At 67.5% G+C, this 24,361-nt stretch carries 24 protein-coding genes; 11 read left to right on the top strand and 13 right to left on the bottom strand.

The window, feature by feature from the left end:
- Nucleotides 1–48 precede the first annotated feature (48 nt).
- The 4 genes from C7I55_RS00255 to C7I55_RS00240 all read left to right on the top strand — a co-directional run bounded on the left by C7I55_RS00255 (nucleotide 49) and on the right by C7I55_RS00240 (nucleotide 3,260).
- Nucleotides 49–630, top strand: coding sequence for a nitroreductase family protein (locus tag C7I55_RS00255; RefSeq protein ID WP_106510907.1), 582 nt, complete (start codon nucleotides 49–51; stop codon nucleotides 628–630).
- A 77-nt stretch (nucleotides 631–707) separates the two neighbouring features.
- A complete protein-coding gene (locus C7I55_RS00250; protein WP_106510906.1) occupies nucleotides 708–1,064 on the top strand; it encodes a GntR family transcriptional regulator in 357 nt (118 codons plus the stop codon).
- A 21-nt stretch (nucleotides 1,065–1,085) separates the two neighbouring features.
- Nucleotides 1,086–1,913: a metallophosphoesterase gene (locus C7I55_RS00245; protein ID WP_106510905.1), complete on the top strand. Its 828-nt coding sequence runs from the start codon at nucleotides 1,086–1,088 to the stop codon at nucleotides 1,911–1,913.
- Between the two features lie 126 nt (nucleotides 1,914–2,039).
- Complete coding sequence (locus C7I55_RS00240) at nucleotides 2,040–3,260, top strand: hypothetical protein (RefSeq protein ID WP_106510904.1); 1,221 nt, start codon at nucleotides 2,040–2,042, stop codon at nucleotides 3,258–3,260.
- A gap of 2 nt (nucleotides 3,261–3,262) precedes the next feature.
- Here the strand turns inward: C7I55_RS00240 and C7I55_RS00235 are convergent, their stop codons facing one another.
- Nucleotides 3,263–4,981 carry an acyl-CoA dehydrogenase gene (locus C7I55_RS00235; RefSeq protein ID WP_106510903.1) on the bottom strand — a complete coding sequence of 573 codons (1,719 nt, stop codon included), beginning with the start codon at nucleotides 4,979–4,981 and terminating at the stop codon, nucleotides 3,263–3,265.
- 47 nt (nucleotides 4,982–5,028) lie between these two features.
- Here C7I55_RS00235 and C7I55_RS00230 point away from each other — a divergent pair, with 47 nt between their 5' ends.
- From C7I55_RS00230 to C7I55_RS00220, 3 genes are all read left to right on the top strand, one after another.
- Entirely contained in the window at nucleotides 5,029–5,988 is a 960-nt protein-coding gene (locus C7I55_RS00230; RefSeq protein ID WP_106510902.1) for an L-threonylcarbamoyladenylate synthase, read from the top strand.
- A gap of 16 nt (nucleotides 5,989–6,004) precedes the next feature.
- On the top strand, nucleotides 6,005–6,763 hold the full coding sequence (locus C7I55_RS00225) for a ZIP family metal transporter (RefSeq protein ID WP_106510901.1): 759 nt from the start codon (nucleotides 6,005–6,007) through the stop codon (nucleotides 6,761–6,763).
- A 194-nt stretch (nucleotides 6,764–6,957) separates the two neighbouring features.
- Nucleotides 6,958–8,469: a sensor histidine kinase gene (locus tag C7I55_RS00220; protein ID WP_158266214.1), complete on the top strand. Its 1,512-nt coding sequence runs from the start codon at nucleotides 6,958–6,960 to the stop codon at nucleotides 8,467–8,469.
- 84 nt (nucleotides 8,470–8,553) lie between these two features.
- Here C7I55_RS00220 and C7I55_RS27930 read toward each other — a convergent pair whose 3' ends face one another.
- From C7I55_RS27930 to C7I55_RS00205, 4 genes are all read right to left on the bottom strand, one after another.
- Nucleotides 8,554–8,712 carry a hypothetical protein gene (locus C7I55_RS27930; RefSeq protein ID WP_158266213.1) on the bottom strand — a complete coding sequence of 53 codons (159 nt, stop codon included), beginning with the start codon at nucleotides 8,710–8,712 and terminating at the stop codon, nucleotides 8,554–8,556.
- 121 nt (nucleotides 8,713–8,833) lie between these two features.
- On the bottom strand, nucleotides 8,834–9,382 hold the full coding sequence (gene msrA, locus C7I55_RS00215) for a peptide-methionine (S)-S-oxide reductase MsrA (protein WP_106510899.1): 549 nt from the start codon (nucleotides 9,380–9,382) through the stop codon (nucleotides 8,834–8,836).
- A gap of 56 nt (nucleotides 9,383–9,438) precedes the next feature.
- Entirely contained in the window at nucleotides 9,439–10,320 is an 882-nt protein-coding gene (ligD, locus tag C7I55_RS00210) for a non-homologous end-joining DNA ligase (protein ID WP_158266212.1), read from the bottom strand.
- A complete protein-coding gene (locus tag C7I55_RS00205; RefSeq protein WP_233221957.1) occupies nucleotides 10,317–11,381 on the bottom strand; it encodes an ATP-dependent DNA ligase in 1,065 nt (354 codons plus the stop codon). Before C7I55_RS00205 ends, ligD begins: the two co-directional genes overlap by 4 nt.
- Nucleotides 11,382–11,510: 129 nt before the next feature.
- On the opposite strand from C7I55_RS00205, the gene C7I55_RS00200 reads away from it, so the two are divergent.
- Both C7I55_RS00200 and C7I55_RS00195 read left to right on the top strand, forming a co-directional pair.
- On the top strand, nucleotides 11,511–12,122 hold the full coding sequence (locus tag C7I55_RS00200; protein WP_233221956.1) for a murein L,D-transpeptidase catalytic domain family protein: 612 nt from the start codon (nucleotides 11,511–11,513) through the stop codon (nucleotides 12,120–12,122).
- 269 nt (nucleotides 12,123–12,391) lie between these two features.
- Nucleotides 12,392–13,084 (top strand): murein L,D-transpeptidase catalytic domain family protein, encoded by a 693-nt coding sequence (locus C7I55_RS00195; RefSeq protein ID WP_233221955.1) that lies wholly within the window; start codon nucleotides 12,392–12,394, stop codon nucleotides 13,082–13,084.
- 129 nt (nucleotides 13,085–13,213) lie between these two features.
- Here C7I55_RS00195 and C7I55_RS00190 read toward each other — a convergent pair whose 3' ends face one another.
- From C7I55_RS00190 to C7I55_RS00170, 5 genes are read right to left on the bottom strand one after another with little or no spacing between them, the layout of a single operon-like run.
- Nucleotides 13,214–14,122 carry an STM4011 family radical SAM protein gene (locus tag C7I55_RS00190; RefSeq protein WP_199192663.1) on the bottom strand — a complete coding sequence of 303 codons (909 nt, stop codon included), beginning with the start codon at nucleotides 14,120–14,122 and terminating at the stop codon, nucleotides 13,214–13,216.
- The gene (locus C7I55_RS00185) at nucleotides 14,119–15,453 is read right to left on the bottom strand and encodes an STM4012 family radical SAM protein (protein ID WP_199192662.1); all 1,335 of its coding nucleotides are present in this window, start codon (nucleotides 15,451–15,453) and stop codon (nucleotides 14,119–14,121) included. The genes C7I55_RS00190 and C7I55_RS00185 overlap by 4 nt, the downstream gene beginning before the upstream one ends.
- Nucleotides 15,450–16,286: an STM4013/SEN3800 family hydrolase gene (locus C7I55_RS00180; RefSeq protein ID WP_106510895.1), complete on the bottom strand. Its 837-nt coding sequence runs from the start codon at nucleotides 16,284–16,286 to the stop codon at nucleotides 15,450–15,452. Before C7I55_RS00180 ends, C7I55_RS00185 begins: the two co-directional genes overlap by 4 nt.
- Nucleotides 16,283–17,410: an STM4014 family protein gene (locus tag C7I55_RS00175; RefSeq protein WP_106510894.1), complete on the bottom strand. Its 1,128-nt coding sequence runs from the start codon at nucleotides 17,408–17,410 to the stop codon at nucleotides 16,283–16,285. Before C7I55_RS00175 ends, C7I55_RS00180 begins: the two co-directional genes overlap by 4 nt.
- Nucleotides 17,411–17,447: 37 nt before the next feature.
- Entirely contained in the window at nucleotides 17,448–18,380 is a 933-nt protein-coding gene (locus C7I55_RS00170) for an STM4015 family protein (RefSeq protein WP_106510893.1), read from the bottom strand.
- A gap of 219 nt (nucleotides 18,381–18,599) precedes the next feature.
- Between C7I55_RS00170 and C7I55_RS00165 the strand changes: the two genes are divergently transcribed.
- On the top strand, nucleotides 18,600–19,910 hold the full coding sequence (locus C7I55_RS00165) for a M1 family metallopeptidase (protein WP_106510892.1): 1,311 nt from the start codon (nucleotides 18,600–18,602) through the stop codon (nucleotides 19,908–19,910).
- 68 nt (nucleotides 19,911–19,978) lie between these two features.
- Here C7I55_RS00165 and C7I55_RS27925 read toward each other — a convergent pair whose 3' ends face one another.
- From C7I55_RS27925 to C7I55_RS00145, 3 genes are all read right to left on the bottom strand, one after another.
- Complete coding sequence (locus tag C7I55_RS27925; protein ID WP_158266211.1) at nucleotides 19,979–20,476, bottom strand: GNAT family N-acetyltransferase; 498 nt, start codon at nucleotides 20,474–20,476, stop codon at nucleotides 19,979–19,981.
- Between the two features lie 1,517 nt (nucleotides 20,477–21,993).
- Nucleotides 21,994–22,404, bottom strand: coding sequence for a hypothetical protein (locus tag C7I55_RS00150; RefSeq protein ID WP_146150885.1), 411 nt, complete (start codon nucleotides 22,402–22,404; stop codon nucleotides 21,994–21,996).
- Between the two features lie 11 nt (nucleotides 22,405–22,415).
- A complete protein-coding gene (locus tag C7I55_RS00145) occupies nucleotides 22,416–22,802 on the bottom strand; it encodes a cupredoxin domain-containing protein (RefSeq protein WP_146150884.1) in 387 nt (128 codons plus the stop codon).
- Nucleotides 22,803–22,931: 129 nt separating this feature from the next.
- On the opposite strand from C7I55_RS00145, the gene C7I55_RS00140 reads away from it, so the two are divergent.
- On the top strand, nucleotides 22,932–24,245 hold the full coding sequence (locus tag C7I55_RS00140; protein WP_233221954.1) for a M20/M25/M40 family metallo-hydrolase: 1,314 nt from the start codon (nucleotides 22,932–22,934) through the stop codon (nucleotides 24,243–24,245).
- Nucleotides 24,246–24,361: the final 116 nt, after the last annotated feature.

The following is a 24,361-nucleotide window of genomic DNA, read 5'->3' as shown; positions in this document are numbered from 1 at the left end:
TGTGAAGCGGATTGTTGCAACATCTCCAGACTGCTAGCGGGGGTCGCGATGTTCAACGATGCCTCTTCGCCCGCCACTTTGCTGCGCACCCGCCGCTCCGGACGGCCGCGCGATCTCGTGGCGCCCGGCCCCGATTCCGCCCAGCTCCGCCAGATCCTCGAAGTCGCGATGCGCACCCCCGATCACGGCAAGCTGCACCCCTGGCGGTTCGTTCACATTCCGCAGCAGGCGCGAGAACGATTCGCGTCGCTGCTCGGCCGCGCCTATCGCCATGAGCGTTCCGAACCCGGCCGTCTCGAGCTCGAAGCGAACGAGCGCTTCGCGCGTCAGGCGCCGGAGCTCGTCGCCGTGCTGTTCACCCCCGTGGAGAGCGTCAAGATCCCACGCTGGGAGCAGGAGCTTTCCTGCGGCGCAGCCTGCATGAACCTGCTCCATGCCGCGCATGCGATCGGCTTCGCCGCCGGCTGGGTGACCGGCTGGGCCGCAGCATCGCCCGAGGTGCTGCAGGCGCTCGGCGGCAAGGACGGTGACAGGATCGCCGGGTTCATCTTCATCGGCACCCCCGCTGCCGAACTCGAGGAACGGCCGCGGCCGAATTTCGATGACGTGGTCAGCACCTGGAACGGCTGAGCGGCCGGCGCTTCGTCGTACTAACGCCGCTTTACCGTACTAACGCCAGCTTGACCCCCTTGCCGTGTTAGTACACTATGCCACATGTGAGCAACGAAGACCGTCCCGTCTACCTTCGCCTGCGCGACACGATCGCGGCGATGATCCTTGAAGGAAAGGTGCGCGAAGGCGACGCCCTTCCCTCCGTCCGCAGCCTCGCGGCGGAATATGGCGCCAATCCGCTGACCGTCGCCAAGGCCTACCAAACTTTTCAGGACGAGGGCCTCGTCACCGTCCGGCGCGGAGTCGGCATGTTCGTGTCGGAAGGCGCCGCCGAGCGACTCCGCGACACCGAACGCCGCGATTTCCTCGAGCAGCGCTGGCCCGGCATTGCCGCACAGATCCGCCGGCTCGGGCTCGACGTCGAGGAACTGGTCGGCCGCGCCCTCGCCTGAGCGTCGGGCAGGCTCAACCGGATGCGGAATTCATTCCTCGCACGCGTCGCCGCCGCCACCCTCCTTGTTGGTGTCGTGCTCGCGTCCTGGGGCTATTGGAGCGCGGTATCGAAGCCGACCGTTCGGCGCGCGAACGTCCTGCTGCCCGGCCTCCGCGGAGCGCCGCTCAAGCTTCTCCTCGTTTCCGACATCCACGTCGCCGGGCCCGATATGCCGCCGGAGCGGCTTGCCCGCATCGTCGCCCAAATCAACGGCCTCAAGCCCGATCTGGTGCTGATCGCCGGCGATCTCGTCGGCGACAAGCCGGTCGGCACGCACACCTACACGGCCGACGAAATCGTCGCGCCGCTCGCCGGCCTCAACGCCCGCCTCGGCGTCCTTGCGGTGCTCGGCAATCATGATCACTGGCGCAGCGCGACAACGATGCGGAGCGCTCTCGTCCGCGCCGGGGTTCGCGTACTCGACAATAGCGCAGTGCGCGCAGGACCATTGGCCGTCGGCGGGGTGGACGATGCCTTCACCGATCATGACGATCTGCCCGCGACTCTCCGTCGGATGCGCGCGATCGGCGGCATTCCGATCCTCCTCTCCCACAGCCCGGATCCGTTCGCGGACGTCCCGGCCTGGGTGCGCCTCACCGCGGCGGGCCACACCCATTGCGGACAGATCAGCCTCCCGGTCATCGGGCCGCTCTCGACCATGTCGCGCTACGGCAACCGCTATGCCTGCGGGTTGATGGCCGAGCACGGCAAGACGCTCGTCGTCGGCGCAGGTGTCGGCACCAGCGTGCTGCCGCTGCGCATCGGCGCACCGCCGGACATGTGGTTGATCCAGGTTCGGGGGCGCTGACGCCCATTCTCGTGCGGCTTGCTCGCGCGACAGGCCCCGTTCATCTCAGGTTGCCCGTCCTGCCGCTAGACTCGCCGCTTCGTCAGCGGGTAAAGGACGCGCGGGCAAAGGGAATTCCCAATCGACATGCTGAACTTCCGCCGGAGCCTCAGGGCCGCCGCAATCTCGTCTATTCTGGCCGCCGCGGGGAGCAATGCGGCCTTCGCGCAGGACCAGGCGCCGACGACGGTCGGCCCGCCCGCGCTCAAGGACTTTCAGCTGCAGGGCGAGCGCACCACGCCCGGTCAAAGCGAGCGGCCTCCGGTCGCCGGTCCGGAAATCACGCCGGCGCCTGCGATCCCGACCGTGCAGCTGCCCCGGCCGACCACGACCGCTCCGGCGCCGCAGCGGCCCACCGCGGCCACCCCGCCTTCGGTTGCGCCGGCGCCTGAGGGTCAGCCGGCTGCGCGTACGCCGACCCGTCCGACCGAGCGACCCGCGCCGTCCGCCCCGCAATCCCAAGCTGCCCCCAGCGCCGGCGCTGTGCCCGAGCCGGCGCCTTCGGCGACGCTCCCGCAGCCGGGTCCGGCACCGGCGGCACCGGCGCCCGTTCCGGTACCCGCCGATCCGACATCGCCCGCCGCGCCCGCCGCAGCCGCGCCTTCCTCGGGCGGAAACGACTGGGGCTGGCTGTGGCTCGCCGTACCGGCCGCAATCGGCCTGATCGCCTTCTTTGCGCTTGGCCGCCGCCGGCGCCAGGTGCGCGTCCGCGACACGGAGATCGATTACCGCACGACCGCGGCGGAGACGCCGCGTTCCGTGCCGCCCCGGGCCAAGCCGGCAGCACCTGCCGCTCCGCCGGTGCCGCGTGCCCGTCTCGAAATCGAATTCCGCGCCGATCGCGCGGCGGCGACCGACACCGAAGCGCGGGTCCATTTCGACATGGTGCTGCGCAACGTCGGCGACATCGAGGCGCGCAACATCCGCATCGACAGCCGGATGTTCAACGCCAGCGGCGAGAGCGAGATCGACGGCTTCCTCAAGGGCGCGATCCACGAGCATAGCGGATCGCCGCACGTCACCATCGAGCCCGGCAACACGCTCGAGCTCGCCAGCATGCTGTCGCTGCCCAAGAGCGAGGTTCGCGAGATCGAGCTTCAGGGTCGCCGCGTGTTCGTGCCGGTCGTTGCGATCAACGTCGCTTATGATTGGGCGGACGGCGGCAAGGGGCGCACATCCCGGTCATGGCTGGTCGGCCGCGAGGCGGAACAGCCCTCCGCCAAGATGGGTGCCTTCCGCCTCGATCTCGGACCGCGCATCTATCGCTCGGTCGGCCAGCGGCCGATGCGGCTCGCGAACGTAGCCTGAGCTCAGGCGGCGAACGCTTCCTCGTCTAGCGCGTAGAGTGCTGCGGCGCCGGCCGTTGCTGCGGCGGCGAGGCCGCTTGCTTCGGGCACCATCTGATCGAGATAGAAGCGCGCCGCCGCCCGCTTCATCGTCGCGAAGGCGGGATCGAGCCCCTCCTCGCCGTCCAGCGCGACGAGTTGCCGCTTCATCAGCCATCCGCAGACGACGGCGCTGAGCAAAGTCAGGAACGGGTAGGAGCCGGCGAGACGATCGTCGGCCGAGGCCGACAGCAGGTGGCGCGCGATGGCATCGGCGCTGTCGGTCAGCGCCAGCAGCGCAGGCTCGTCGACCGCATCGGCGCGGACCTCGGCCAACAAGGCGGCAAGCACGCCGCCGCCGTCCATCGACAGCTTGCGTCCGACCAGATCCGCGGCCTGGATGCCGTTGGTGCCTTCGTAGATCGGCGCGATGCGGATGTCGCGAAGATGCTGGGCGGCGCCGGTCTCCTCGATGAAGCCCATGCCGCCGTGGACCTGGACGCCGAGGCTCGCCACCTCGACTCCGATGTCGGTGCCATAGGCCTTGACCAACGGCGTCAGCAGGTCTGCCCTGGCCTTTGCCGCCGCATCGCCGAGCGTGGCGCGGTCGGTCTGGCCCGCGGCATAATAAGCGAGCGCCCGCGCCGCCTGGGTCAGCGCCTTCATCCGCAGCAGCATCCGGCGCACGTCCGGATAGCCAAGGATGGCGGCCGGCGCGCCCTCGCGGGCACCCTGCACCCGCTGGCGGGCATAGGCGACCGCCTGCTGGGTCGCCGCCTCGGCGATCGAGACGCCCTGCAGGCCGACGTTGAGCCGGGCATTGTTCATCATCGTGAACATCGCCCGCATGCCGCCATGCTCCTCGCCGATCAGCCAGCCCCTGCAGCGCCCCTCGTCGCCATAGGACATCACGCAGGTTGGCGAGGCATGGATGCCCATCTTATGCTCGATCGAAACGCAGCGGACGTCATTCGCTTGCGCCGGCCTGCCATCTGCGTCGAGCAGGAATTTGGGCACCAGGAACAGCGAAATGCCGCGCGTACCGGCGGCACCGCCGGGGGTGCGCGCAAGCACGAGATGGACGATATTGTCGGCAAGATCATGGTCGCCGAAGGTGATGAAGATCTTCTGGCCGGTGATCGTGAAGCTGCCGTCGCCGTTCGGAACCGCCCGGGTCTTGAGCGCGCCGACGTCGGAACCGGCCTGCGATTCGGTCAGGTTCATCGTGCCCGTCCATTCGCCGCTGATCAGCTTCGGGAGCCAGGTCTGCTGCAATGTCTCCGAGCCGTGATGCTTGAGCGCTTCGACCGCGCCCGGGGTCAGCATCATGATCAGCGAGAAGCCCATGTTCGCCGAGCCGAGATCCTCCATGACGACGGTCGCAAGCGTCAGCGGCAGCCCTTGCCCGCCATGTTCGGTGGGCCCGGCCAGCGTGCCCCAGCCGCCTTCGACATAGGCCCGATAGGCTTCGCGGAAGCCCTGCGGCAAAGTGACCCCGTCTGGTGACCATTTCGCACCCACCTGGTCGCCGATGCGGTTGAGCGGCGCAAATTCGCCCGACGCGAACGCTCCTGCCCCCTCCACGATCGCCTCGACCAGATCGGGCGTCGCTTCGGCGAAGGGCGCATGCGCCGCCAGTTCGTCGATGCGGACGATGTGCCGGAGCAGGAAGCTCTGTTCGGCGACGGGCGGGGTATAGCTCATGGCGTCCTCAGGTTGCGCGGGCGGAAGAGGCGCTATAGCGCGCAGGGGTGGACCCGCAAAACGCAGCGATCGAGACCCGAATCCTCCCTTACGGTCCGGCCGCGATCGCCGAAGCCGCGCGCCTGATCCGCGAAGGCCGCCCGGTCGCGGTGCCGACGGAGACGGTCTACGGTCTCGCCGCCGACGCCGGCAGCGATGCCGCGGTGGCCGGCATCTATGCCGCCAAGGGCCGTCCCGCCTTCAATCCGCTGATCGTCCATGTTCTCGACCGCGAAGCGGCCGAAGGACTCGCCGAGTTCCCGGGCGCCGCCCGCATCATCGCGGACGCATTCTGGCCGGGCCCGGTCACCCTCGTGCTTCCGGTCAGGGGCGGGTCCGGGCTCGCCGCGGCGGTAACCGCCGGCCTGACGACGGTCGCGTTGCGCTGCCCTGCCCATCCCGCGATGCGGGCTCTGCTGCAGGCGAGCGGGCGGCCGCTGGCGGCGCCGTCCGCCAATGCCAGCGGCGCGATCAGCCCAACCCGCGGCGAGCATGTCCTGAAGAGCCTCGGCGGCCGGATCGAGCTGATCATCGACGGCGGCGAGACCGCGCACGGGCTCGAGTCGACGATCGTCGGCTTCGCGGACGGGCGGATCACATTGCTCCGCACCGGGCCGGTGCCGTTCGAGGATCTGGTCGCGGCCGCCGGCCTGCCGGTCGGCGAGGCCGGGGAGACAATTCAGGCACCCGGCCAGCTCAGCAGCCATTATGCGCCGTCCAAGCCGCTGCGCCTCGATGCCGTCACAGCGGAGGCGGACGAATGGCTGATCGGGTTCGGCGCCGTGTCCGGCGACGACACGCTCAGCGCTTCGGGCGACCTCGCGGAAGCGGCGGCGCGCTTGTTCGGGGCGCTGCACCGCGCCGACGCCGCCCAACAGCCGCGCATCGCCGTGGCACCGGTGCCGCGTGCGGGCGTTGGCGCTGCGATCAACGATCGGCTGAGCCGCGCCGCGGCCCCGAGGGACTGAAACAAGGAGCGGCTTGATGCCCGTCGCACTGCAAGCCGGAGCCTGGGGATTGCTGAGCGGCTCGGCCCTGCTGATCGGCGCGCTGGTCGGCTGGTTCCTGCCCCTGCCCCGCCGGCTCATCGCTGCGATCATGGCGTTCGGATCCGGCGTGCTGATCTCGGCATTGTCGTTCGAGCTGGTCGACGAAGCCTGGCGCCAGGGTGGCTTCGTGCCGGTCGCCGGCGGCTTCCTCGGCGGCGCCGCCGTCTACACCGTCTGCAACCGGCTGCTCAGCCTGTGGGGTGCCAGGCACCGCAAGCGCTCCGACAAGGGGCTGCGCGATCAGAACGAACAGCAAAATCAGGAAAATGGCGGCGCCCTGGCGCTCGGCGCGCTGCTCGACGGCATTCCGGAATCGATCGTCATCGGCGTCAGCCTGCTGCGCGGCGAGGGCGTTGGCCTGGTCGCAGTCGCCGCCGTGTTCCTGTCCAACCTTCCCGAGGGGCTCTCCAGCGCCGCCGGCATGAAGAACGAGGGCAAGAGTGCACGTTTCGTCTTCTTGCTGTGGGGCGCGATCGCGCTCAGCGCCGGGCTTGCCGCGTTCGCGGGCTATCTGCTGTTCGCCGGCGCCGGCGGCGGCAGCATCGCCGCCGTCCAGGCGATCGCCGCCGGCGCGATTCTGGCGATGATCGTCGACACGATGGTGCCGGAGGCCTTCGAAGGCACGCAGGATTATGCCGGAATGATCGCGGTGGCCGGTTTCCTCACTGCCTTCACCCTGTCTCGTCTCGGCTGAATGTCACGCGCGCTGCGCAGCGCGCAATAAACCCTGTTCAGAAGTCAGAAAGCCGGAGCCACGCATCTAAAATGCCAATGGTTCCCACGTGTTCCGGCCCCGCAGCGTGGTCCGGCGGTGGCAGGCGAAATCGAGATCGCTGCATGCAGAGCAGTTCGACAGGACGTTCACTATCGACATCCGGCAAAGCCGGATTGCTGCGAAGCCTTCGCTTCGAGGCCGTGATCGTGTGCCTGCTCGTGCTTACCCTTCTGGCCGTGGTTTTCGAGGATGCGATTCTCCGCCAGGAGATCCGCTTCTCTCCCGCGATCAAGCCCGATTATGTCGGTTACGCCTATAGCGACGAGCAGATCGGCGGCACATCGTCCGTCACAGCGGACGCCCGCGAGCCGATGGCATGGCGCTGTGCGCTGCGACGGACGGTCGAAATCCCCTATTGCGGCTACGAATTGCTGTTCGATGCCGAAAATCATCAGCGGGGGATCGATCTGTCGAACGTCACCAGCATGAAGCTGAAGTTCGATTACAAGGGACCGAGCCGGACCGTTCGCGTGTTCTTCAAGAATTACGACCCGCGCTACAGCCTTCCCAAGCGCAGTGAGACCGCAAAGTACAACCAGATCGAATTCGATTATCCCCGCGGCACGGAAGAGGTGACTCTCGCGCCCGACAATTTCAGTGTGGCGGAATGGTGGGTGACCCAGCATCACGTGCCCCCTGAGCTCAGCCGGCCGCAATTCGACAACGTCATCTCGCTGTCGATCCACACCGGCACCGTCCCGGGCGTCGGCGAACACGCCTTTCGGATCCGCGAGATCGTCCTCGAAGGCCGGCGGCTCGGCGCCGCCCAATGGTATCTCGGCATCATCGCCGTCTGGCTGGTGCTGATCGGCGGCTTTCTGTTCTACCGTATCGCCCATCTCAAGGAGGAGATCGCGGCGCGCGAGGAGGCTGCGGAGCGCGAAAAGACGATTCAGGATCAACTCATCTACGTCAGCCGCGTCAATGCGATGGGCGAAATGGGGTCGGCGCTGGCGCACGAGCTCAACCAACCTCTCGCGGCGGTGTCGAACTACATGTCGATCGCCAAGCGCCTGCTCATCCGTCAGCGCGAAGGCGATGCGGCGCAGGCGCTGGATGCGATCGGCGCTGCCCAGGAGACGGCGCTGCGTGCCGGCGAGATCATCCGCCGGCTCCGCGAGATGGTGCGCGGCAGCGTCACCAGGCAGGGCGAGCGGCTGGCCGAGATCATCGACAAGATCGGCAGCATCGCTTTCCTCGAGGCCGATCTGCAAGGCATCCGCCACCGGGTGATCGTCCACGATCCCGACGCCCACGTGCTGGTCGATCGGATCCAGGTTCAGCAGGTGCTGCTCAATCTCATCCGCAACGCCTTCGAGGCCATGCAGGGTTCGGCGGTGCGATCGCTCGTCGTCGAAACCCGAGCGGTGGACGGCCCCATGATCGAGATTGCCGTGAGCGATACCGGCAGCGGCATCCCCTCGGACGCGCAGGACATGCTGTTCACCGCCTTCCGGACCACCAAGAAGGACGGGATGGGCATCGGCCTGTCGATCTGCCGGACCATCGTCGAAGCGCATGGCGGCCGCATCTGGGCGGAGCCCCGCGCGGGCGGCGGCACCGTCTTTCGGTTCACGATCCCGGAAGCTGCCGAGACCGAAGACGTCAGCGCGAAGGCGGCCTGAACGCGCGAAGGTAAGGCGGTCTCAACCCTTGCCGCGACAGCCAGCAGCTCGCCACCGCTCTGGCAGGCGGCGCCGAGCGGCAGCTCAACGGTCGTCGCGCGGGATGCCGATGTCGATCGGCGCACGATTGCTGCGGCGTTCCATTCGCCGCACGCGGCGCAGGCGCAGCACAACGGCAATCACGCCGACGACGACAAGTGCAAGAATGAGGTAAGCGATGTCGTGTCGTTCGGCGATGGTCATGCCGAGATGCTGCGTCGGATGCGGTGAAAACGCAAGTTACTTCATTGCCTTGCAGCATGGCCGCGGTGCAACGCGCGGCGTGGGCCGGGTCCGGAGCGCTACCGCTCCGGACCTCGCCATCCTACTCCGCTGCCGCTTCGGCCTTGACCCGATCGGCGAAGCTCTTGCGGAGCTTCTTGAGCTTGGGCGGGATCACCGCGAGGCAGTAGGAGTTGCTCTGGCCCTCGCCGTCCCAATAATCCTGGTGGTAATCCTCGGCCGGCCACCAGTCGGAAATCGGCTCGATCGTGGTGACGATCGGCGCCGGCCAATCGGGCTGAGCCCGCTCGATCGCGCGGCGTACCGCCTGCTCCTGCGCCTCGTCGCGCGGGAAGACGGCCGAGCGATATTGGGTGCCGATGTCGTTGCCCTGGCGGTTGCGCTGGGTCGGATCGTGGGTGCCGAAGAAGACGTCGAGCACGTCGTCCAGGCCGATCGCATCGGGATCGAAGGTCACCCGGATCGCTTCGGCATGGCCGGTGTCGCCGCCGCAGACCTGCTTGTAGGTCGGGTTGGGGACCTGCCCGCCAATATAACCGCTTTCGACTTCGGTGACTCCGATCACGTCCTTGAACACCGCCTCGGTGCACCAGAAGCACCCGCCCGCCAAAATGATCTGCTCGCTCGCCATGTGCTGAACTCCTTTTCGCCTCAGATAAGGCGCGCCGGCGCAACGGCAAGCGTGGCTTAAGCGCGCGGCGCGGGCGGCAGAAGCTGGCGCACGGACGGCATGTCCGCCCAGGGATCGGAACTCTGGCGTGCGATCAGGCCCGGCACGGTGGCGATCGTGTAGGCGCACGGATCGAGCCCGTTCTTCACCTGCGCCCAGGTCAGCGGCATCGCCACCGGCGCGCCTTCCCGCGACCGGGTCGAGTAGGCCGCCACCGCTGTGGAGGTCGGGTCGTTGCGCAGATAATCGATGAACAGCCGCCCGGCCCGCTCCGCCTTGGAGATCTTCGTCAGATATTTGCCGGGCGAATCCGCGGCCATCTCGGCCGAAAGCCCCTTCGCGAAGCTCTTCACGTCCCGCCACTCAGCCGTCGGCTCGATCGGCACGACGACGTGCAGGCCCTTGCCGCCGGTGGTCTTGACGAAGCTTTGGAGCCCGATCGCCGTCAGCCGTTCGCGAACCTCCTTCGCGGCGGCGATCACGCTGTCGAAGCCGAGCCCCTCGTCCGGATCGAGATCGAAGATGATCCGGTCGGCGCGGTCCGGATGCTCCACCGTCACCGCCCAGGGGTGCATTTCGAGCACCCCCATCTGGACCAGTGCGATCAGCCCCGGCACGTCCTTGATGTAGAGATAGGGCTCGTCGAATCCGGGGATGACGATCTCGCCGAGCTGCTCGGGCACGCCGGATCCGGCGTGACGCTGGTAGAAGCATTTCTTGCCTTGACCGGTCGGGCACCGCACCATCGTGATCGGGCGGTAGGCGACCTGCGGCAGGATCCGCTCGGCGACGGCGACATAATAATCGGCGAGGTCGCTCTTGGTGATGCCCTGCTCCGGATAGAGGATCTTGTCCGGATTGCTCAGCCGAACGCCTTCGACGAATCGCTCCTCGCTCATTGTCCGCTCTCCAGTCCGGCAAGCTCCGCCGGCCGCGCCTCCGGCTGCAACTGCTCCATCCGGCATTGCTCCGGCGCCTTGTCGGGCCGCCAGCGCAGGAACTTGGTGCCGTGCCGGAAGCGATTGCCGGTAACGTGGTCGTAGCGCACCTCGGCGACGAGTTCGTGGCGCAGCGGCTGCCATTCGCCGGTCCGCTCGGTCGACCAGCGGCTCGGTCCTCCCGGTGCATCGCCGGTGAAGCCGGGCGGGCCGATCAGCGCCTCGAGCCTGGCGGTCAGCGCGGCGCGCTCGTCGGCGGCGATCGCTGAGGTGAAGCCGACATGATCGAGCTTGCCCGCGTCGTTGAACAGGCCGAGCAGCAGCGAGCCGACTTCGCGGCTGTTGGCGGCATAGCGGAAGCCGCCGACGACGCAGTCCGCAGTGCGCAGCTGCTTGATCTTCAACATCGCGCGCTCCCCCGGCTGGTAAGCCGCATCGGCACGCTTCGCGACCACCCCGTCGAGCGCGCCGCCGGCCTGATTCAGCCAGCCCTGCGCGACTTCGCGATCGTCCGTGTAGGGCGACAGCAACAGGTCCTCACGCCGCTCGGCGCGGTGGACGATCTCGAGCGCGCGCCGGCGATGGTCGAGCGGCGCATCGAGATAGCTGGTCTCCTTCGAAAAGAGCAGATCGAACAGCATCAGCTGCGCCGGCGTCTCTTCCGCCAGCCGCCGTACCCGGCTCTCCGCCGGATGGAGGCGCAGCTGGAGGGCGTCGAACGACAGGATGCCGCCGATCGGGATGATCAATTCGCCGTCGAGCACGATCCGGTCCGCCTCCATCGCGCGAACGCTTTCGACGACTTCCGGGAAATAGCGGCCGAGCGGCTTGCCCGATTTGGACTGGAGATGAACCTCGCCGCCATCGCGGTAGACGAGGCATCGGAAGCCGTCCCATTTGGGCTCGAATCGCCAGCCCGGATCGGTGGGCAGAGCGTCGACGAGCTTCGCCTCCATCGGCGGCAAACCGGGTTTGACGGCCAGGGATTCGAATGCGCCCATGCCGCGAAGACGCGCGCACATCCGTTCCGGTTCCGAACGGATATGCGGCGAACGGATTCCCTGCTGCGGTGGATGGCCCTCCTCGCGCCGTTTAAGTCGTTGAGCGGGCTGCACGGTTTTGCGACAATGGACGTTCATGGGAGGGTGCTTGTGACGCTTACGCGTAGATCGCTTCTGAACGTTGCCGCCACCACGGGTGCGGCCGGCCTGTTACCGTCGAAAGTCTTCGCGACCGTTGCGCCGCCGCAGCCCGCAATCAACCCCGCTCTGCGTGCCCGCGCGATGGCCGCATTGGAAGCCAATCGCAGCCGGCTCAGGAATGCCGACGTGATCGGCATCGCCGATTTCGGCCGGGTCTCGCGCCAGCCGCGTTTCTACATCGTCGATCTTCGCTCCAACTTCACGACCGAGCATCTCGTCGCCCATGGCCGCGGATCGGATCCGAGCCATCTCGGCTGGCTGGAGCGCTTTTCCAACGACGTCGGATCGGAAGCGACCTCGGAAGGCGCCTATCTCACCGGCAATTCCTATACCGGCAAATATGGCTGGTCGATGCGCCTGTTCGGGCTCGATCCCAGCAACAGCAATGCCGAGGCGCGCGCGATCGTGATCCACAGTGCCTGGTATGCCGAGCCCAAGGTAGCGGAGACGTTCGGCAAGCTCGGGCGCTCCGAGGGCTGCTTCGCGCTGCCCGGAATCAGCCACGCCGAAGCGATGACCCGCCTGGGCTCGGGCCGTCTCCTTTACGCCGAGAAGGTTTGAGGCATCGCGCGCAGGTCCGCAGACCTGGACATCGCGCTGCTCCAACCGACTCGCAATCTATGGATTCGGTGGCCACGCGCCCGGGTTCGTGGCCGGAACGCGATCAGGAAGCGCATTCACGAGATTGTTCCCGATCCGGCACACCGCTCCGCCGAGTCGTGTGCCAAGCGCGACGAGCCGAACTCGGCGGCACGGCAATCCCGGTGCAATTCATTCTAAAGTAACCACTTTTCCGCTAGATGGCTTTGCCAGAAGCGGAGGGAAAAGCATTGATTTACTCGCGCAGGCAGTTGCTTGGTGCCGGTGCTGCGGCCGGCCTGATCGCCACCGCCGCCAAGGGTGAGACCCTGGCCCAGATCGTGTCCGGCCTGAATGACGGCAAGCGTGCGGCGATGCCGCGGCCAGCCTCTGCGCCTGTGGCGGCCCGTCCCCGCGTGCTCGTCGATCCCGTGATCGATCCCCGTTTGCTCGCCCGCGCCCGTGCTGCGTTCGACGCCAATCGCGGCCGCATCCGCCACACCAATCTGGTCGGGATCACCGATTTCTCGCGGGCTTCCCGCGAGCAGCGATTCTTCATCCTCGACACCAATACCGGCAAGGTCTCGAGCCATTATGTCGCGCACGGCCGCGGCTCCGACCCCGATCACAGCGGCTATCTCGAGCGCTTCTCGAATGCGTTCGGATCGAACGCGAGTTCGGCCGGCGCCTACATCACCGGCGAATATTATAACGGCAAATACGGCCGCTCAATGAAGGTCAAAGGGCTGGAGCCGCGCAACAATAATGCCGAAGGCCGCGCGATCGTCGTGCACAGCGCCTGGTATGCCGAGCCGGAAGTGATTCGCGAACACGGCAAGCTGGGTCGCTCGGAAGGCTGCTTCGCCCTCTCCCACGCCAGCCTCCAGGAGGTGCTGCGGCGCCTCGGCCCAGGCCACTTCCTCTACGCCGACAAGCTCGCCTGAGCCACGGCTCAGGTTTCACGCCCCTTGGAGCCCGGACGGGCTAGCTGCGGCATCTCCGCCCGTTCCGAAAGCCACCTCATCCACGACTTTGTGGAGGGGGCAGGGGGTGGCCCGTCTTTGGTTCATCGCTCACCCGCCGCCCTCGAACGCAGCGATGCACGCCAGTGCCGCGTCGCGTCTTGGCGCAGCCGCGAACCGCTCGGTCCGCCCTGCCCCGAACAGCCCGTCCATTCCGAGGTCGACGAGGTGGCGATAGCCGATATGGCAGTTGCAGGTCGCGCGGGTGCAGGGCGCGGGCTTCAGCCTTGAGTCGAAATCGGGATCGTAGATGTTGCCGATCGGCGCGTCGATGAAGTGGCAGCGCCGCGCCTCCCCGTCGCCGCGCACCGAAATGGCGGTGTGTCCGGCCGCACAGGCACGTCCAAGGCTGGCATATTCGCGATTGTTGAGTTCGAACAGCGGATCGACGGCAACCAGCCGCTCGATTTCCGCCGGCGCGTAACAGCCCTGCAGGCTCTCCTCGGCATTGACCCACAGATAGGTGCGCGTTGGAAGCTCAGCCCGCAGCCGCTCGATGGCGTCGAAATGGGATCGCAGCGCCACCACTCCGACACTGTGCCGCACGCCCAGGGCGGCGAGCTCGCGGATCCTGGCGACGAACCGCGCCCGATCCGTCTCGCCGGGGTGGAAGGTTGCCCACAGGGCTACCCGCCGCGTGTCGCAATCGGCCAGCCAGCCGGTCGCACCCGACAAATTGGTCTGGATCGCCACCGTCTCGACTTGGGGCAGATGGGAAAGGCGGGTGATCGTCTCGCGATAATAGCGCCGGATCAGCGCCTCGCCCCAGGGCGTGAACAGGATCGCGACACGGCGCGCCCGGGCGGCCACCCAGCGTTCAAACCGTTCGAGCGCCGCCCGATCCGCGGCGAGGGTCGCGCGGCTGTCGCGGCGCTTGGCGAAGGGGCAATAGCCGCAGGCATAATTGCAGCCCGACAGCGGCCCGCGCCACAGGATCGAAAGCGTCCGCGGATCGCTCACGCCACCTGGGCCCCCCGCAACCGCGCGCGCACCGCGTCCGAATAGAATAAGGGCGGGATCGCGTCCGAATGCTCGAGCCCCGTGTCGGTGGGGCGAAGCAGATCTCCGTGTTGCTCGATCAGGCCCATCTCCCCGATCCGATCCAGCGCAGAAAGAGCCGCCGTCGGTGCCGTCCCGAACAGCTGGGTGAACCGGACGATGTCCAGCCCGTCGCGGCGCAGGATCGATTTCAGTACGTAGCGTCGCATCGCCTCGTCCGCATTCACGGCGATACCGTGATACGCGAAGCGGAAGGCGTCGCTTTCGCTTGCCGCGAAATCGTCGAGGATGTCGAGCACGCCGCGCCGCGTCACCGCGTAGCGCGTCGAATAATGCGCCTTCGCCGTGTAGGAGCGCGCGCCCGTGCCGAGCCCGAGCACCCCGTCTTCCTGGCAGCTGAACTCGTCGCTTGGCGCAGCCCCGCCCGGCAGCCGGAACGCGCGCATCGAGATCTGCTCATATCCCGCCTCGAGCAACAGATCGCGCCCGACCCGGTAGAGCACGCGGCGATGCTCGTCCTCGACCCGGCCGCGCCGGTCGAGCCCTGTGCGGGGCCGCACGTAGAGCGGGTAGAGGAACAGTTCCTCCGGCGCCCAGTCGAGCGCGCAGCGCAGCGAATGGCGCCAGCTCTCCGCGGTCTGATTCTCGGCGCCGTAGATCAGATCGATATTGAGCCGCCCGAACGCATGGTCGCGGATCGTGTCGAGTGCCCTGGTCAGCACCGCAGGTTCCTGCGGCCGGCCCATCGCCCGCGTTTCCGCCTCGATGAACGATTGCACACCGATGCTGATCCGGTCGACTCCCCAGTGCGACAGCAAAGCGATGGTCTCCCGCGTCGCCGTCTTGGGGGAGGTTTCGATCGCCGCGGGAAACCGGCGCGGATCGGCGTCGAGCCGCGCCGCGATCCGCTCGAGCAAGGCCTGGAGCATCGCGGGGCCGAGCAGGGTCGGCGTGCCGCCGCCGATCGCAAGCTGGATCGGCCGCACGGGGCCGAGTTCGTCCCGCACCGCCTCGATCTGCCGGTCGAGCGCGGCCATGTAGCGGTCGATCCGCGACTGATCGGGATTGGCGGAGGTGAACAGATTGCAAAAGCCGCATCGCATCTCGCAGAACGGGATGTGGAGATAGAGAAAGATGCGGTCCATCCGCTCCTCCGCCCAGATCTCGCGCAGCGGGATCGGTTGGGGAAATGGGCGATAGGCATTCTTGTGCGGATAGCCGTAGGCATAATCCTGGTAGAGCGGCCCCAGATCCGCCGGCACGGCCCGTTCGACTATGCGTGCCTCGCTCACGCGGCCGGCTCCGTCCGGTGCGGCAGGATCATTTGCGCATAAGGCACGTCCCACACGCTCGGATGGCCGACGCGATGGCCATGATAGCCGTCCTCGCCGAATGCGGTGCCGTGGTCCGAACACAGGATCGCAAGCACCGGCGCCCGCCTCTGCATCGCGTCGAACAAGGCCGGCAGCTGCCGGTCGACCTCGGCGAGCGCGGCGCGCTGGCTTGAAGGAGTATCGGCGCCGCCGCCGCTGTAGAAATGATGCGGCGGGTGGCACGCGGCGACGTTCACGAACACGAACAGCCGTTGCTGCGGCAGCTGCGCCTCGATCCGCGCGACCGCGAGCGCAACCTGGTTGGCGGCCGAATCGCGGCAGCCAACGCCCAGGCTCTCGTCCCACCAGCTTTCGTCGAACAGGTCCGGAAGCACCGATCCGAGCGGTGATCTCTTGTTGAAGAAGCCGGTGCCGCCGATGCAGATCGTGCGATAGCCGCGCCCTGCAAATCCGGAGACGATGTCGGGCGTGTCGAACACCAGGGTCCCGGCCCCGGTCGTCTCGCTCCCCGGAAAGCGTGCCGCGAACAACCGGTCATGGGCGTCCGGCGCCACATCGCGCGGTGCGGCCGGAGTCGGCAGGAAGCCGGCGAAGAAAGCTTGGTGCGCCGCGAAGGTGAAGCTCGCCGGCGAATGCCTTTTCTCCCAGGCACCGCCCGGCAGGAGCGCCGCCAGATTGGGCGTTTCCCCCAAGGCCAGCGCCTCCGAAGCGACGTCGTAACGCAGCGTGTCGAGGGTTACGAACATCAGATCGTGCGTGCCCAGGCACGCGGCGGCATCGATCCGGATCATGCCGCGTCGCTCGCGGCGGCCGCCCAGTGTCGCGCCACGAGGTCGAGCTGCGCGTCGTAGGGGGTCCTGCCGGCGACGTTCAGATCCTTGACGAAATCGCCGAACACGTTCGCTTCCAGCAGGCGGTGCTGCCGGCCATCGTTCAACACTGCCACGTCCACTCCGATCGCATCGCTCGCCGGAAACAGCGCCGCCGCGCGCCGCGCCGAGGCTTCCACCTCCGCCCATGCCTCTTCGCCGATCCGCTCGACAAGCCTTGCGATCGGGTGCCGCGCGCCGCCGAGATGGAGGTTGGTCATCGGGTAGCGGCTCGTCCGCAGCACCGGAAACGGGCCGGCGCCCCTCACCCACACGATCCGCACATCGGCGGTGCGCCCGGCGATCGCGATCTTCGGCACCCACGCTTCGACATGCAACCCGAGCGGCGCCAGCCGGTCGATCAGTTGCCCGATCGCACGTGGGTCGGTCAGCCGCCGCACCGCACGGGTCGCCTGCACTCGTCCGCCGACCGCCACCGCCGTCGTCATAGCGGCCCACTGGTCGCCGTTTCTGGCGAGCGCGACCATCCCTGCCGCCGCCGAGCCGTGCCGCAATTTGACGAACACCCGCGACATCCGCGCGCGCGCCATTGCGTCGGCAAGCGCATCGAACCCGTCGATCCCCGTCAGCACCCGCGGCACCGGCAGTCCGGCTTCGGCGAACCGCTTCGTCGTCTGGGCCTTGTCGAATGCGCAGGCGACATCCGCCGCGCTCGTCGAGATCGCTGGTTCGGCCGCGTGCGCGATGGCCTCGGCCAATTCTACCCCGGCAATCAGTCCGAACGCGACCTGTCCCGGCGAACCGATATCGCCCTGCGCGAGCAGCTCCTCGCTCTCCTCCGGCACCGTCTCGATCCCTGCCGCGTCCGCCGCGGCGGCGCCCGCCTTGAGCAAGGCGCCGATCGCACCGACATCCTGATCGGGCGTATCGATCCGCAGAGTGCCGCGACGCGGGAGCATCTCGGCCAGCCGCGCGGGCTCGGCCAGAAACCTGTCCCAGCCGATCACGTCGGGCGCCGTGCCGAACCGGTCGATGCAGGCCCGCGCGAACGCGTCATGGCGTGGCCCCGATGCCGCGCCGAGCACGACCAGCCCCGGGTTCGTTGCGCCACGCGGCGCGCGCTTACTCGCTGACGGCAACGTAATAATGGGGCTCGCCGTCCCAATCGTCGGGTTGCTGCGGGTCGTCGGCGATCAGGTTCGGGGTCGCGGCACGCAGCAACTCCACCGCGGCCGGGCTGACATAATGGTGGGAAATGTCGAGCTTCTCGAGCGTGCCGAGCCGCCCGGATTGCGCCAGCGCCCGCGCGCCGGCATCGGTCAGCGTGCCCATCGACAGATCGAGGATCCGGATCCGATCGAGCAGCGGCGAGGCCGCGAGCGCCGTGGCGAGCTCGTCGCTATACTGGCTGTTGCGCAGTGCCAGCGTCTGGAGGCCCGGAAACAGCTTTCCCGCGAACAGGTCGGCGAAGTCCGTCACCGAGGTGTCGGCACCATAATCCTCGGTGCCGAGCCACAGCTCGAAATGGCGGATCGGCGCCTCGGCGGCAAGCGCCTCGCGCACCACGCTGCCCGGCAAACCGCCGGCCTGGATCACCAGAGTGTCGAGCATCCGATGCCTGATCGTGCCCAAAGCGAGCTTGTTGCCGCCGCGCACCCAGAATTGCTCGAGCTGGGGGAAGGCGTTCCAGATCGTCGAATAATCGCCTTGCTCGATCCAGCTTATCTCATTCTCTTCGGAGATGATGTCGCCGAAAAACAAGGCTGCGAGCGCGGGGAGCTTGTCCTTCTGCGACACCAGCAGCTCGACCGCCGGCGCGGGGCTCACCTCGTAGCTTTCGCCATTCTCCGCCCACAGGCCGAAAACGAGTGCGCGTGTCGACCCCACGCCCGGCGCTTCGAGCATCGTCGCCAAAACGTCCCGCAGCGTCCGGGTCTCGCCATATTCACAGCGCAACCGGGGCGCGACGACTCCGAAGTCGCTGATGTCGCCTGCCCCCGTGAAGTCGACGACATGCTTGCCGGCGAACGTCTCCAGATTGGCGCTTACGGTCATTCGATCTGCTCCGATGATTGCGCCGCGGACTCTCAATATCGCCCAGGTGAAGTCAACGTCGGAATGATGACAGCAGCCGGGACGTGCATGGGTGCATGCGCTCGCCGCGTTCCGACCGGTCCTCACCCCTCTGGACTGAGGACCGGCCAGCACTGACATCCCCGACATTTCCAATCGCCCCGCTTGGTTGGACGCCCGTGAAGCCTTAGGCTCTCGCCGATGAGCAGTATCAGCCTCCTGACGAGCCTTCTGGTTCTCGCCGCCGCGGAGCCGGCGACGGAGGCGCCCGGTGCGGGTTTTCAGGTCGATCGCTACGCGGTCGCGCTCCGCCCCGATCTGGCGACGAGGTCTCTCTCGGGCACGGAGACGATCGTCGTGCAGAGCCACTCCGATCGGCTTGCGCAGTTGTCGTTCACTGCGAACGCCTTGCAGATCAGCGATATGCGCGTGGATGATGTGCCGGCGCCTGTCTCCTCGACCAAGGACTCGATCCGGGTCAGCCTGCCGCGCCCGCTGCGGAAGGGCGACAGAGCGACGTTACGCTTTCGGATCCGCGGCACCCCGGCGCGCGGCATCACCGCCCTGGCCGGCGGCCTCTACACCAGCTATTTCGCCTGCGATTGGATGGTCTGCCTTCAGGACGCACCCGGCGACAAGGCGCATTTCGATCTCGATCTGTACCTGCCCCAAGGGATCGATGCGCTGGGCGTCGGTCGCGCAAGGCCGCCGAAGAGGCTGCCCGGCGGCCTGGCGCTCCATCGCTGGCGGTCCACCCGCCCTTATTCCCCCTATCTTTATGCCTTTGCCGCCGGCGCGTTCCTCCGCCATTCCGCGCGCACCCCGCAAGGCGAACTCGTCTATCTCGATGCAACCGGCGGCAAGGCCCAACTCCCCGATTTGTTCGCGCAAACGCCGGCAATCGTCGCCTTCCTCGCGAACAAGGCCGGAATGAAGCTGCCCGATGGGCGCTACGCGCAGCTGCTGGTGCCGGGCGGCGAAGCGCAGGAAGCCGCGGGCTTCTCGCTGATCGGCCGCGCCGAGTTCGATCGAGAGCGTGACGACCCGGCCTCCGCCTGGATCGTCACCCACGAACTGGCCCATATGTGGTGGGGCAATCTCGTCACCTGCGCGACCTGGCAGGATTTCTGGCTGCACGAGGGCATCGCAACCTTCATGGTCGCGGCCTGGCAGGAACGGACTTTGGGCGCGGCGGCCTATCAGCGGGAACTCGACGTCGCGCGCGGCAGAGTGGCCCGAATCCGCGCTTTAGGCTTCGACAAGCCGCTGGCATGGGGCGGCAAATACCCCTCGCTCGGCGCCCGGCGTGCGGTCCAGTACAGCAAGGGCGCGCTGTTCCTCGCGCATCTCCGGGAGTTCGTCGGAGACGAAGCCTTCTGGAGCGGCCTACGCCGCTTCACGCGCAAGCATGCCGGTGGAACCGTGACCAGCCGCGATTTCCAGCAGGCCATGGAACGGGCCAGCGGACGGGATCTCCAACCGACGTTCAGGGAATGGGTCTACGGCGAGTAAGCGGTGGCGGAGTGCCGCCGACGCGGCAACGCAGGACGTCCGAGCAGCCGAATATCTGCGATACCCAGCTACAGGAAAAGAGCCATCGGCAAATCGGCTTCATAGCGTCCATCGGAAAGCCGAAAGCGTCGTTCGAACCGTCCCTCCCGGCGGAAGCCGACTCGTTCGTAGAGACGGATTGCATGGGTCAGGCCCTCCCTCACGACCAGCTCGATTCGCTCGACGGGTGGAGCCAGCGCGCGGGCGGCCGCGATCAGCTCCGCGAACAACCTGCATCCGACACCGCAGCCTTGCGCCTCCGGTGCGACTGCAATCGTCAGGTCCCAGAGTACATGCTGGAATTGCACGGAGGGCATCCGGCTGGCCTTGATCACGCCGATCAGCCGAGCGCCGGTGAAGGCGCCGATCGCAACGCCCCCTGCCAACGCGCCGGCGAGCGCCTCTTCCATCCAGGGCAGGTCCATTTCGCTTGGCAACCGGCCGAGGCCGCCTTCGGCGCGCCGCATCACTGCAAGAAGATCCGGAGCGTCGCTCAGGCGCAACGGGCGAAACGCAGGGTCGGTCATCGCGCTCTCATCTGTTTGCATTGCGGCTGGGTCCGACTGCTGCCGGTTAGCCGATCGCCGTGGTTCGTGTCTGCAAAGGGTGCCCGCGAAAAGGCCGAAGCCGCTCGCCGACAGGACCATCGGATTTGCAGCCGGCACCGTGACACGTAATGGGGGCCGGCATTGCTGCCGGCCCCCATTGTCCCAGATCCATGCAGCGCCTGCCGGCGCGGCGCCCGCTGGGCGGGAGGTCGGGTCGGGCGCACGCGCCCGGCCGTCCCTGGTTTCGAGGTTCGGACCGAAGGTCCTCCCTCCGGGTCCCGCCGGGGCCGAAGCCCCGGCGGTTCCCTCAGGGTCGCGTTGAAGGCCGAAGCCTGCGCCGCTTCCCGTCTCCGATGTCCGGCTGGCCGGAGCCAGCCTTGTTCCGAAGGTCCGGCATGCGATCGAAGCCGAAACTCCGATCCTCTCGCCGGGCCGGTTCCGCGTCGGAGCCGAGGCCCCGTCGCTGTCCCGTTCGGGACGTGTCCGGAGCCAGGCTCCGTGTCGTCCCTGCCGTCGCGGTCGGGCCGAAACCCTTCCGATCCGGTTCGATGTCTCGTCCGCGCTGCCGAAGCCGCGAGGTCGACCCATCTTTCGAGGGCGGTCCTGAATGCCGAAGCATTCATTTCCTCCTCCCGATTGCGTCCGTGCCGAAGCTCGGTCGCATCCGGTCGGCATTCCCAGGGTAGAACCCTCGGTCTGCCTGACCGCGTCCGTGCGCGCCGGGGCACGTCGGCCTGCGGCCGGCGCCTGCCCGCCGAAGCGCTCAGGTGCCTTCCCAAGGTCGTCGGGCACGCCCTTCGATCCTGGACGGCGGTCCGTTTGCCGAAGCATTCGGATCACCTTTCGGCGGTGCCGCTCGAGCCGAAGCTCTCCCGGTTCCGCCCGGCGTCTCGTTCACCCGCGGCTCTCGAGACCGTCCGGTTTCGTCTGAGCCGAAGCTCGTCCCGATCCCATTCGGCGCCTCGTTCGCCAACGGCGTTCTCGACACCTTCCGGTTCCGTGAAGGCCGAAGCCCCCGGGTTCCGAATTCGAGCCCGTCCGGGCCGAAACCCGTCCAGTCCCACGGTCCCGAAACTCGCGTTTTGGGATCCCGTTCGGCGTTCGTTTGGAAAAGCGAGCTTTTCGTTCCGTCCGCCTCGCCGCGTCCGTTCCGGGGGCGATTCCCCGTCCCTTCCGAAGCGTTCGGCGATGCCGAGCTCGGGGAGCTTTGGCATCACCTCGGTGCTCTCGACATCATCGGCCATCAGCCTTGCGGCCTCTGTGCGCTCGGCGTCGCAGCGTCCCGCGTCTCCGGTCCGGGTCCGCCTCGTCTCCGAGGCCTCTCCTTTCCGGCTACGAAATGGATGCTGTCACGAAATCCGAGTCGCACAAAGCGAATTCAGCCTGTGGATAACGGGGATAACGGGGGTTATTTGGGATCCCATACGGATTGCCTCACCCGCCCCGAGACTTACCCGACAAACCCGCGAACCGGACTCATCTCCGGCTCACCGCAATCAGGTTTCGCTGCTCTCCGGCGCCCGCGGTTCGGGCTTGCGGCCGCGTGCCCGCTGGCGATCGCCGACGCCCTCGATCGTGCGCCGCGCAAGATCGACGGCGAGGCCCTTCAGGGTGTCGCCGATCGGGTTGGCGTCCGGCCGCGGCCGAGCGCTCCTGCCGGCTGCTTGGCTCGGCCCGTTCCTGTCGCCCGCAGGCGCGCGCAGCGCCGCAGCGGCCGACAGCAAGGCTGCCGCGACGACTTCACTCACCACCGGATCCTTGACGAGCTCGATCGCCTTCTTGCCGGCCTTGCGGAGCTCCTTGGGCACCTTGATCCCGCCGAATTCCTTCGGAATCGGGTTGGCCCTGCCGCCGGTCTTGCCGGTGGTCTTCTTCTTGGTGTCTTTCTTCTTGCCGTCTTTCGCCATCAAGGCCTCCTTCATTCGACGATGATCGTCCCGTTCATTCCGGCGACCCGCTGTGCGACATTGCCCCCACGCATCTTGTATCGCCCGGCCTTGGGTACAAGGACGACGGTGCGGGTCGACAGCGACGGCACCATGATCGCGCCCTTGGCGACGGTGCCGCCATCCCGCTGGCGAAGACGGGCATTCTTGAAGAAATCCTCGGCCGAGAATTTCAGATCGCGATTGCTGTTATTGACGAAACGCAGGCGCACCGGCTCGCCGCTCTTGAGCCGCAATTGGCCGGGCGCAATGTCCCAGGTGGTGAGCAGGACATCATATTCCGGCGCCATTCGCCAATCCTGCGCGGCCGCGGGCGAAGCAGCCAAAAGAGCCAGGGTCATCAGCAACGGCCGCATCATCGAATTCTTCTCCTGCACGCATTCGGGTTTAGCATGTCCTCCTCAACGCTAGAAGCAGCACTCCTTTCCCGGCGAAACCCCGTCCCGGTCCGGCTGGCCCTCGGCGCGCATCGATCCTAAGGAATGCGCATGAACCGCCTGCCAGTCCTCACCGCGATCGCCTTGATCGCCGCCTCCGCCGCACCCGCCGAGGCCAAGCTCTCCGCTGCCGAAAGCCGCATCGTCCGCACCGTCGATCGGGAACAGGCGCGTACGCTCGATCTGCTCGAGAAACTGGTCAACCAGAATAGCGGCTCGCTGAATGCGCCGGGGGTCGAAGCGGTTGGCCGGATGATGCGCGCGGAACTGGAGCCGCTCGGCTTCTCCGTGCGCTGGGTGCCGATGACGCAGGTCGGCCGTGCCGGCCATATCGTCGCCTCCCGCCGCGGAAACGGCAAGGGCCGGAAGATGCTGCTCATCGGCCACCTCGACACGGTGTTCGAGCCCGATTCCCCTTTCCAGCGCTTCGTCCGCAAGGATGCCGATACCGCGGAAGGGCCTGGCGTCGGCGACGACAAGGGCGGCATGGTGGTGATGGTCGCGGCGCTGCGGGCGATGCAGGCGGCCGGAACGCTCGCGGCGGCCGACATCGAGATCGTGCTCACCGGCGATGAAGAGGATGCCGGCAATCCCGTCTCGATCGCCCGCCGCGATCTGATCGAGGCCGGCAAGCGCGCCGACGTCGCGCTCGATTTCGAGGGTCTGTCGCGCGAGAACGGGCAGGACATGGGCTCGATTTCGCGCCGCGGCTCGGGCAATTGGGAGGTCCGCGCCACCGGCCGCACCGGCCATTCCAGCGGCGTGTTCAGCGCATCGTCGGGCAATGGCGCGATCTACGAACTCTCGCGAATTCTCACCGCCTTCCGCACCGAATTGCCGGAGCCCAACCTCACCTTCAACGTCGGGCTGGTCGTCGGCGGCGCCACCGCGTCGCTCGACGAAGCCGGCATCCGCGGCACCGCGACCGGCAAGACCAACATCATCCCGGAGATCGCGATCGCCAAGGGCGACATCCGCGCCCTGTCGCCCGACCAGTATAAGCGCGTGACCGACAGGATGCGCACCATCGTCGCCCGCCACATGCCCGGCACCGGCGCCGAGATCAGCTTCGACGAAGGCGCCTACCCGCCGATGGCGCCGACCGCGGGCGGCCGGGCGCTGCTCGACCGATTGAATCTCGTCAACCGCGACCTCGCTCTTTCGGAGATGGCGCCGATCGATCCGCTGAAGCGCGGTGCCGGCGACATCGGCTTCGTCGCGCAGGATGTCGACGGCCTCGTCGGGCTCGGCGCGGCCGGCGGCGGCTCGCACGCGGCAGGCGAGACGATCGACATCCCCAGCCTGTGGCGGCAGGCGAAGCGCGCAGCGATCCTGATGACCCGCCTGTCGCGCGAGAAACCCTGAGCAAAACGGACGCAAGTTCCGCCCGAAATGCAACCTACCGCCTTGTAGACAGGTCGGATCGGGTCCAACCTGCCACCCTAGGCCCGCCGCCAGAGCGGTCCGAGAAGGAGGGGTAT

Source organism: Allosphingosinicella deserti (assembly GCF_003012735.1).
Classification (GTDB): Bacteria; Pseudomonadota; Alphaproteobacteria; order Sphingomonadales; family Sphingomonadaceae; genus Allosphingosinicella; species Allosphingosinicella deserti.
Note: the sequence above shows the minus strand (reverse complement) of the source record. Positions and strands in the feature narration are given on the sequence as shown.

Coding starts and splice junctions, on each gene's coding strand:
- C7I55_RS00225 (WP_106510901.1), top strand. CDS start 6,005: ATGCCCGTCGCACTGCAAGCCGGAGCCTGGGGATTGCTGAGCGGCTCG.
- C7I55_RS00245 (WP_106510905.1), top strand. CDS start 1,086: ATGCGGAATTCATTCCTCGCACGCGTCGCCGCCGCCACCCTCCTTGTT.
- msrA (WP_106510899.1), bottom strand. CDS start 9,382: ATGGCGAGCGAGCAGATCATTTTGGCGGGCGGGTGCTTCTGGTGCACC.
- C7I55_RS27925 (WP_158266211.1), bottom strand. CDS start 20,476: ATGACCGACCCTGCGTTTCGCCCGTTGCGCCTGAGCGACGCTCCGGAT.
- ligD (WP_158266212.1), bottom strand. CDS start 10,320: ATGAGCGAGGAGCGATTCGTCGAAGGCGTTCGGCTGAGCAATCCGGAC.
- C7I55_RS27930 (WP_158266213.1), bottom strand. CDS start 8,712: ATGACCATCGCCGAACGACACGACATCGCTTACCTCATTCTTGCACTT.
- C7I55_RS00145 (WP_146150884.1), bottom strand. CDS start 22,802: ATGATGCGGCCGTTGCTGATGACCCTGGCTCTTTTGGCTGCTTCGCCC.
- C7I55_RS00240 (WP_106510904.1), top strand. CDS start 2,040: ATGCTGAACTTCCGCCGGAGCCTCAGGGCCGCCGCAATCTCGTCTATT.
- C7I55_RS00165 (WP_106510892.1), top strand. CDS start 18,600: ATGAGCAGTATCAGCCTCCTGACGAGCCTTCTGGTTCTCGCCGCCGCG.
- C7I55_RS00170 (WP_106510893.1), bottom strand. CDS start 18,380: ATGACCGTAAGCGCCAATCTGGAGACGTTCGCCGGCAAGCATGTCGTC.
- C7I55_RS00140 (WP_233221954.1), top strand. CDS start 22,932: ATGAACCGCCTGCCAGTCCTCACCGCGATCGCCTTGATCGCCGCCTCC.
- C7I55_RS00255 (WP_106510907.1), top strand. CDS start 49: ATGTTCAACGATGCCTCTTCGCCCGCCACTTTGCTGCGCACCCGCCGC.
- C7I55_RS00250 (WP_106510906.1), top strand. CDS start 708: ATGCCACATGTGAGCAACGAAGACCGTCCCGTCTACCTTCGCCTGCGC.
- C7I55_RS00205 (WP_233221957.1), bottom strand. CDS start 11,381: ATGTGCGCGCGTCTTCGCGGCATGGGCGCATTCGAATCCCTGGCCGTC.
- C7I55_RS00235 (WP_106510903.1), bottom strand. CDS start 4,981: ATGAGCTATACCCCGCCCGTCGCCGAACAGAGCTTCCTGCTCCGGCAC.
- C7I55_RS00180 (WP_106510895.1), bottom strand. CDS start 16,286: ATGATCCGGATCGATGCCGCCGCGTGCCTGGGCACGCACGATCTGATG.
- C7I55_RS00150 (WP_146150885.1), bottom strand. CDS start 22,404: ATGGCGAAAGACGGCAAGAAGAAAGACACCAAGAAGAAGACCACCGGC.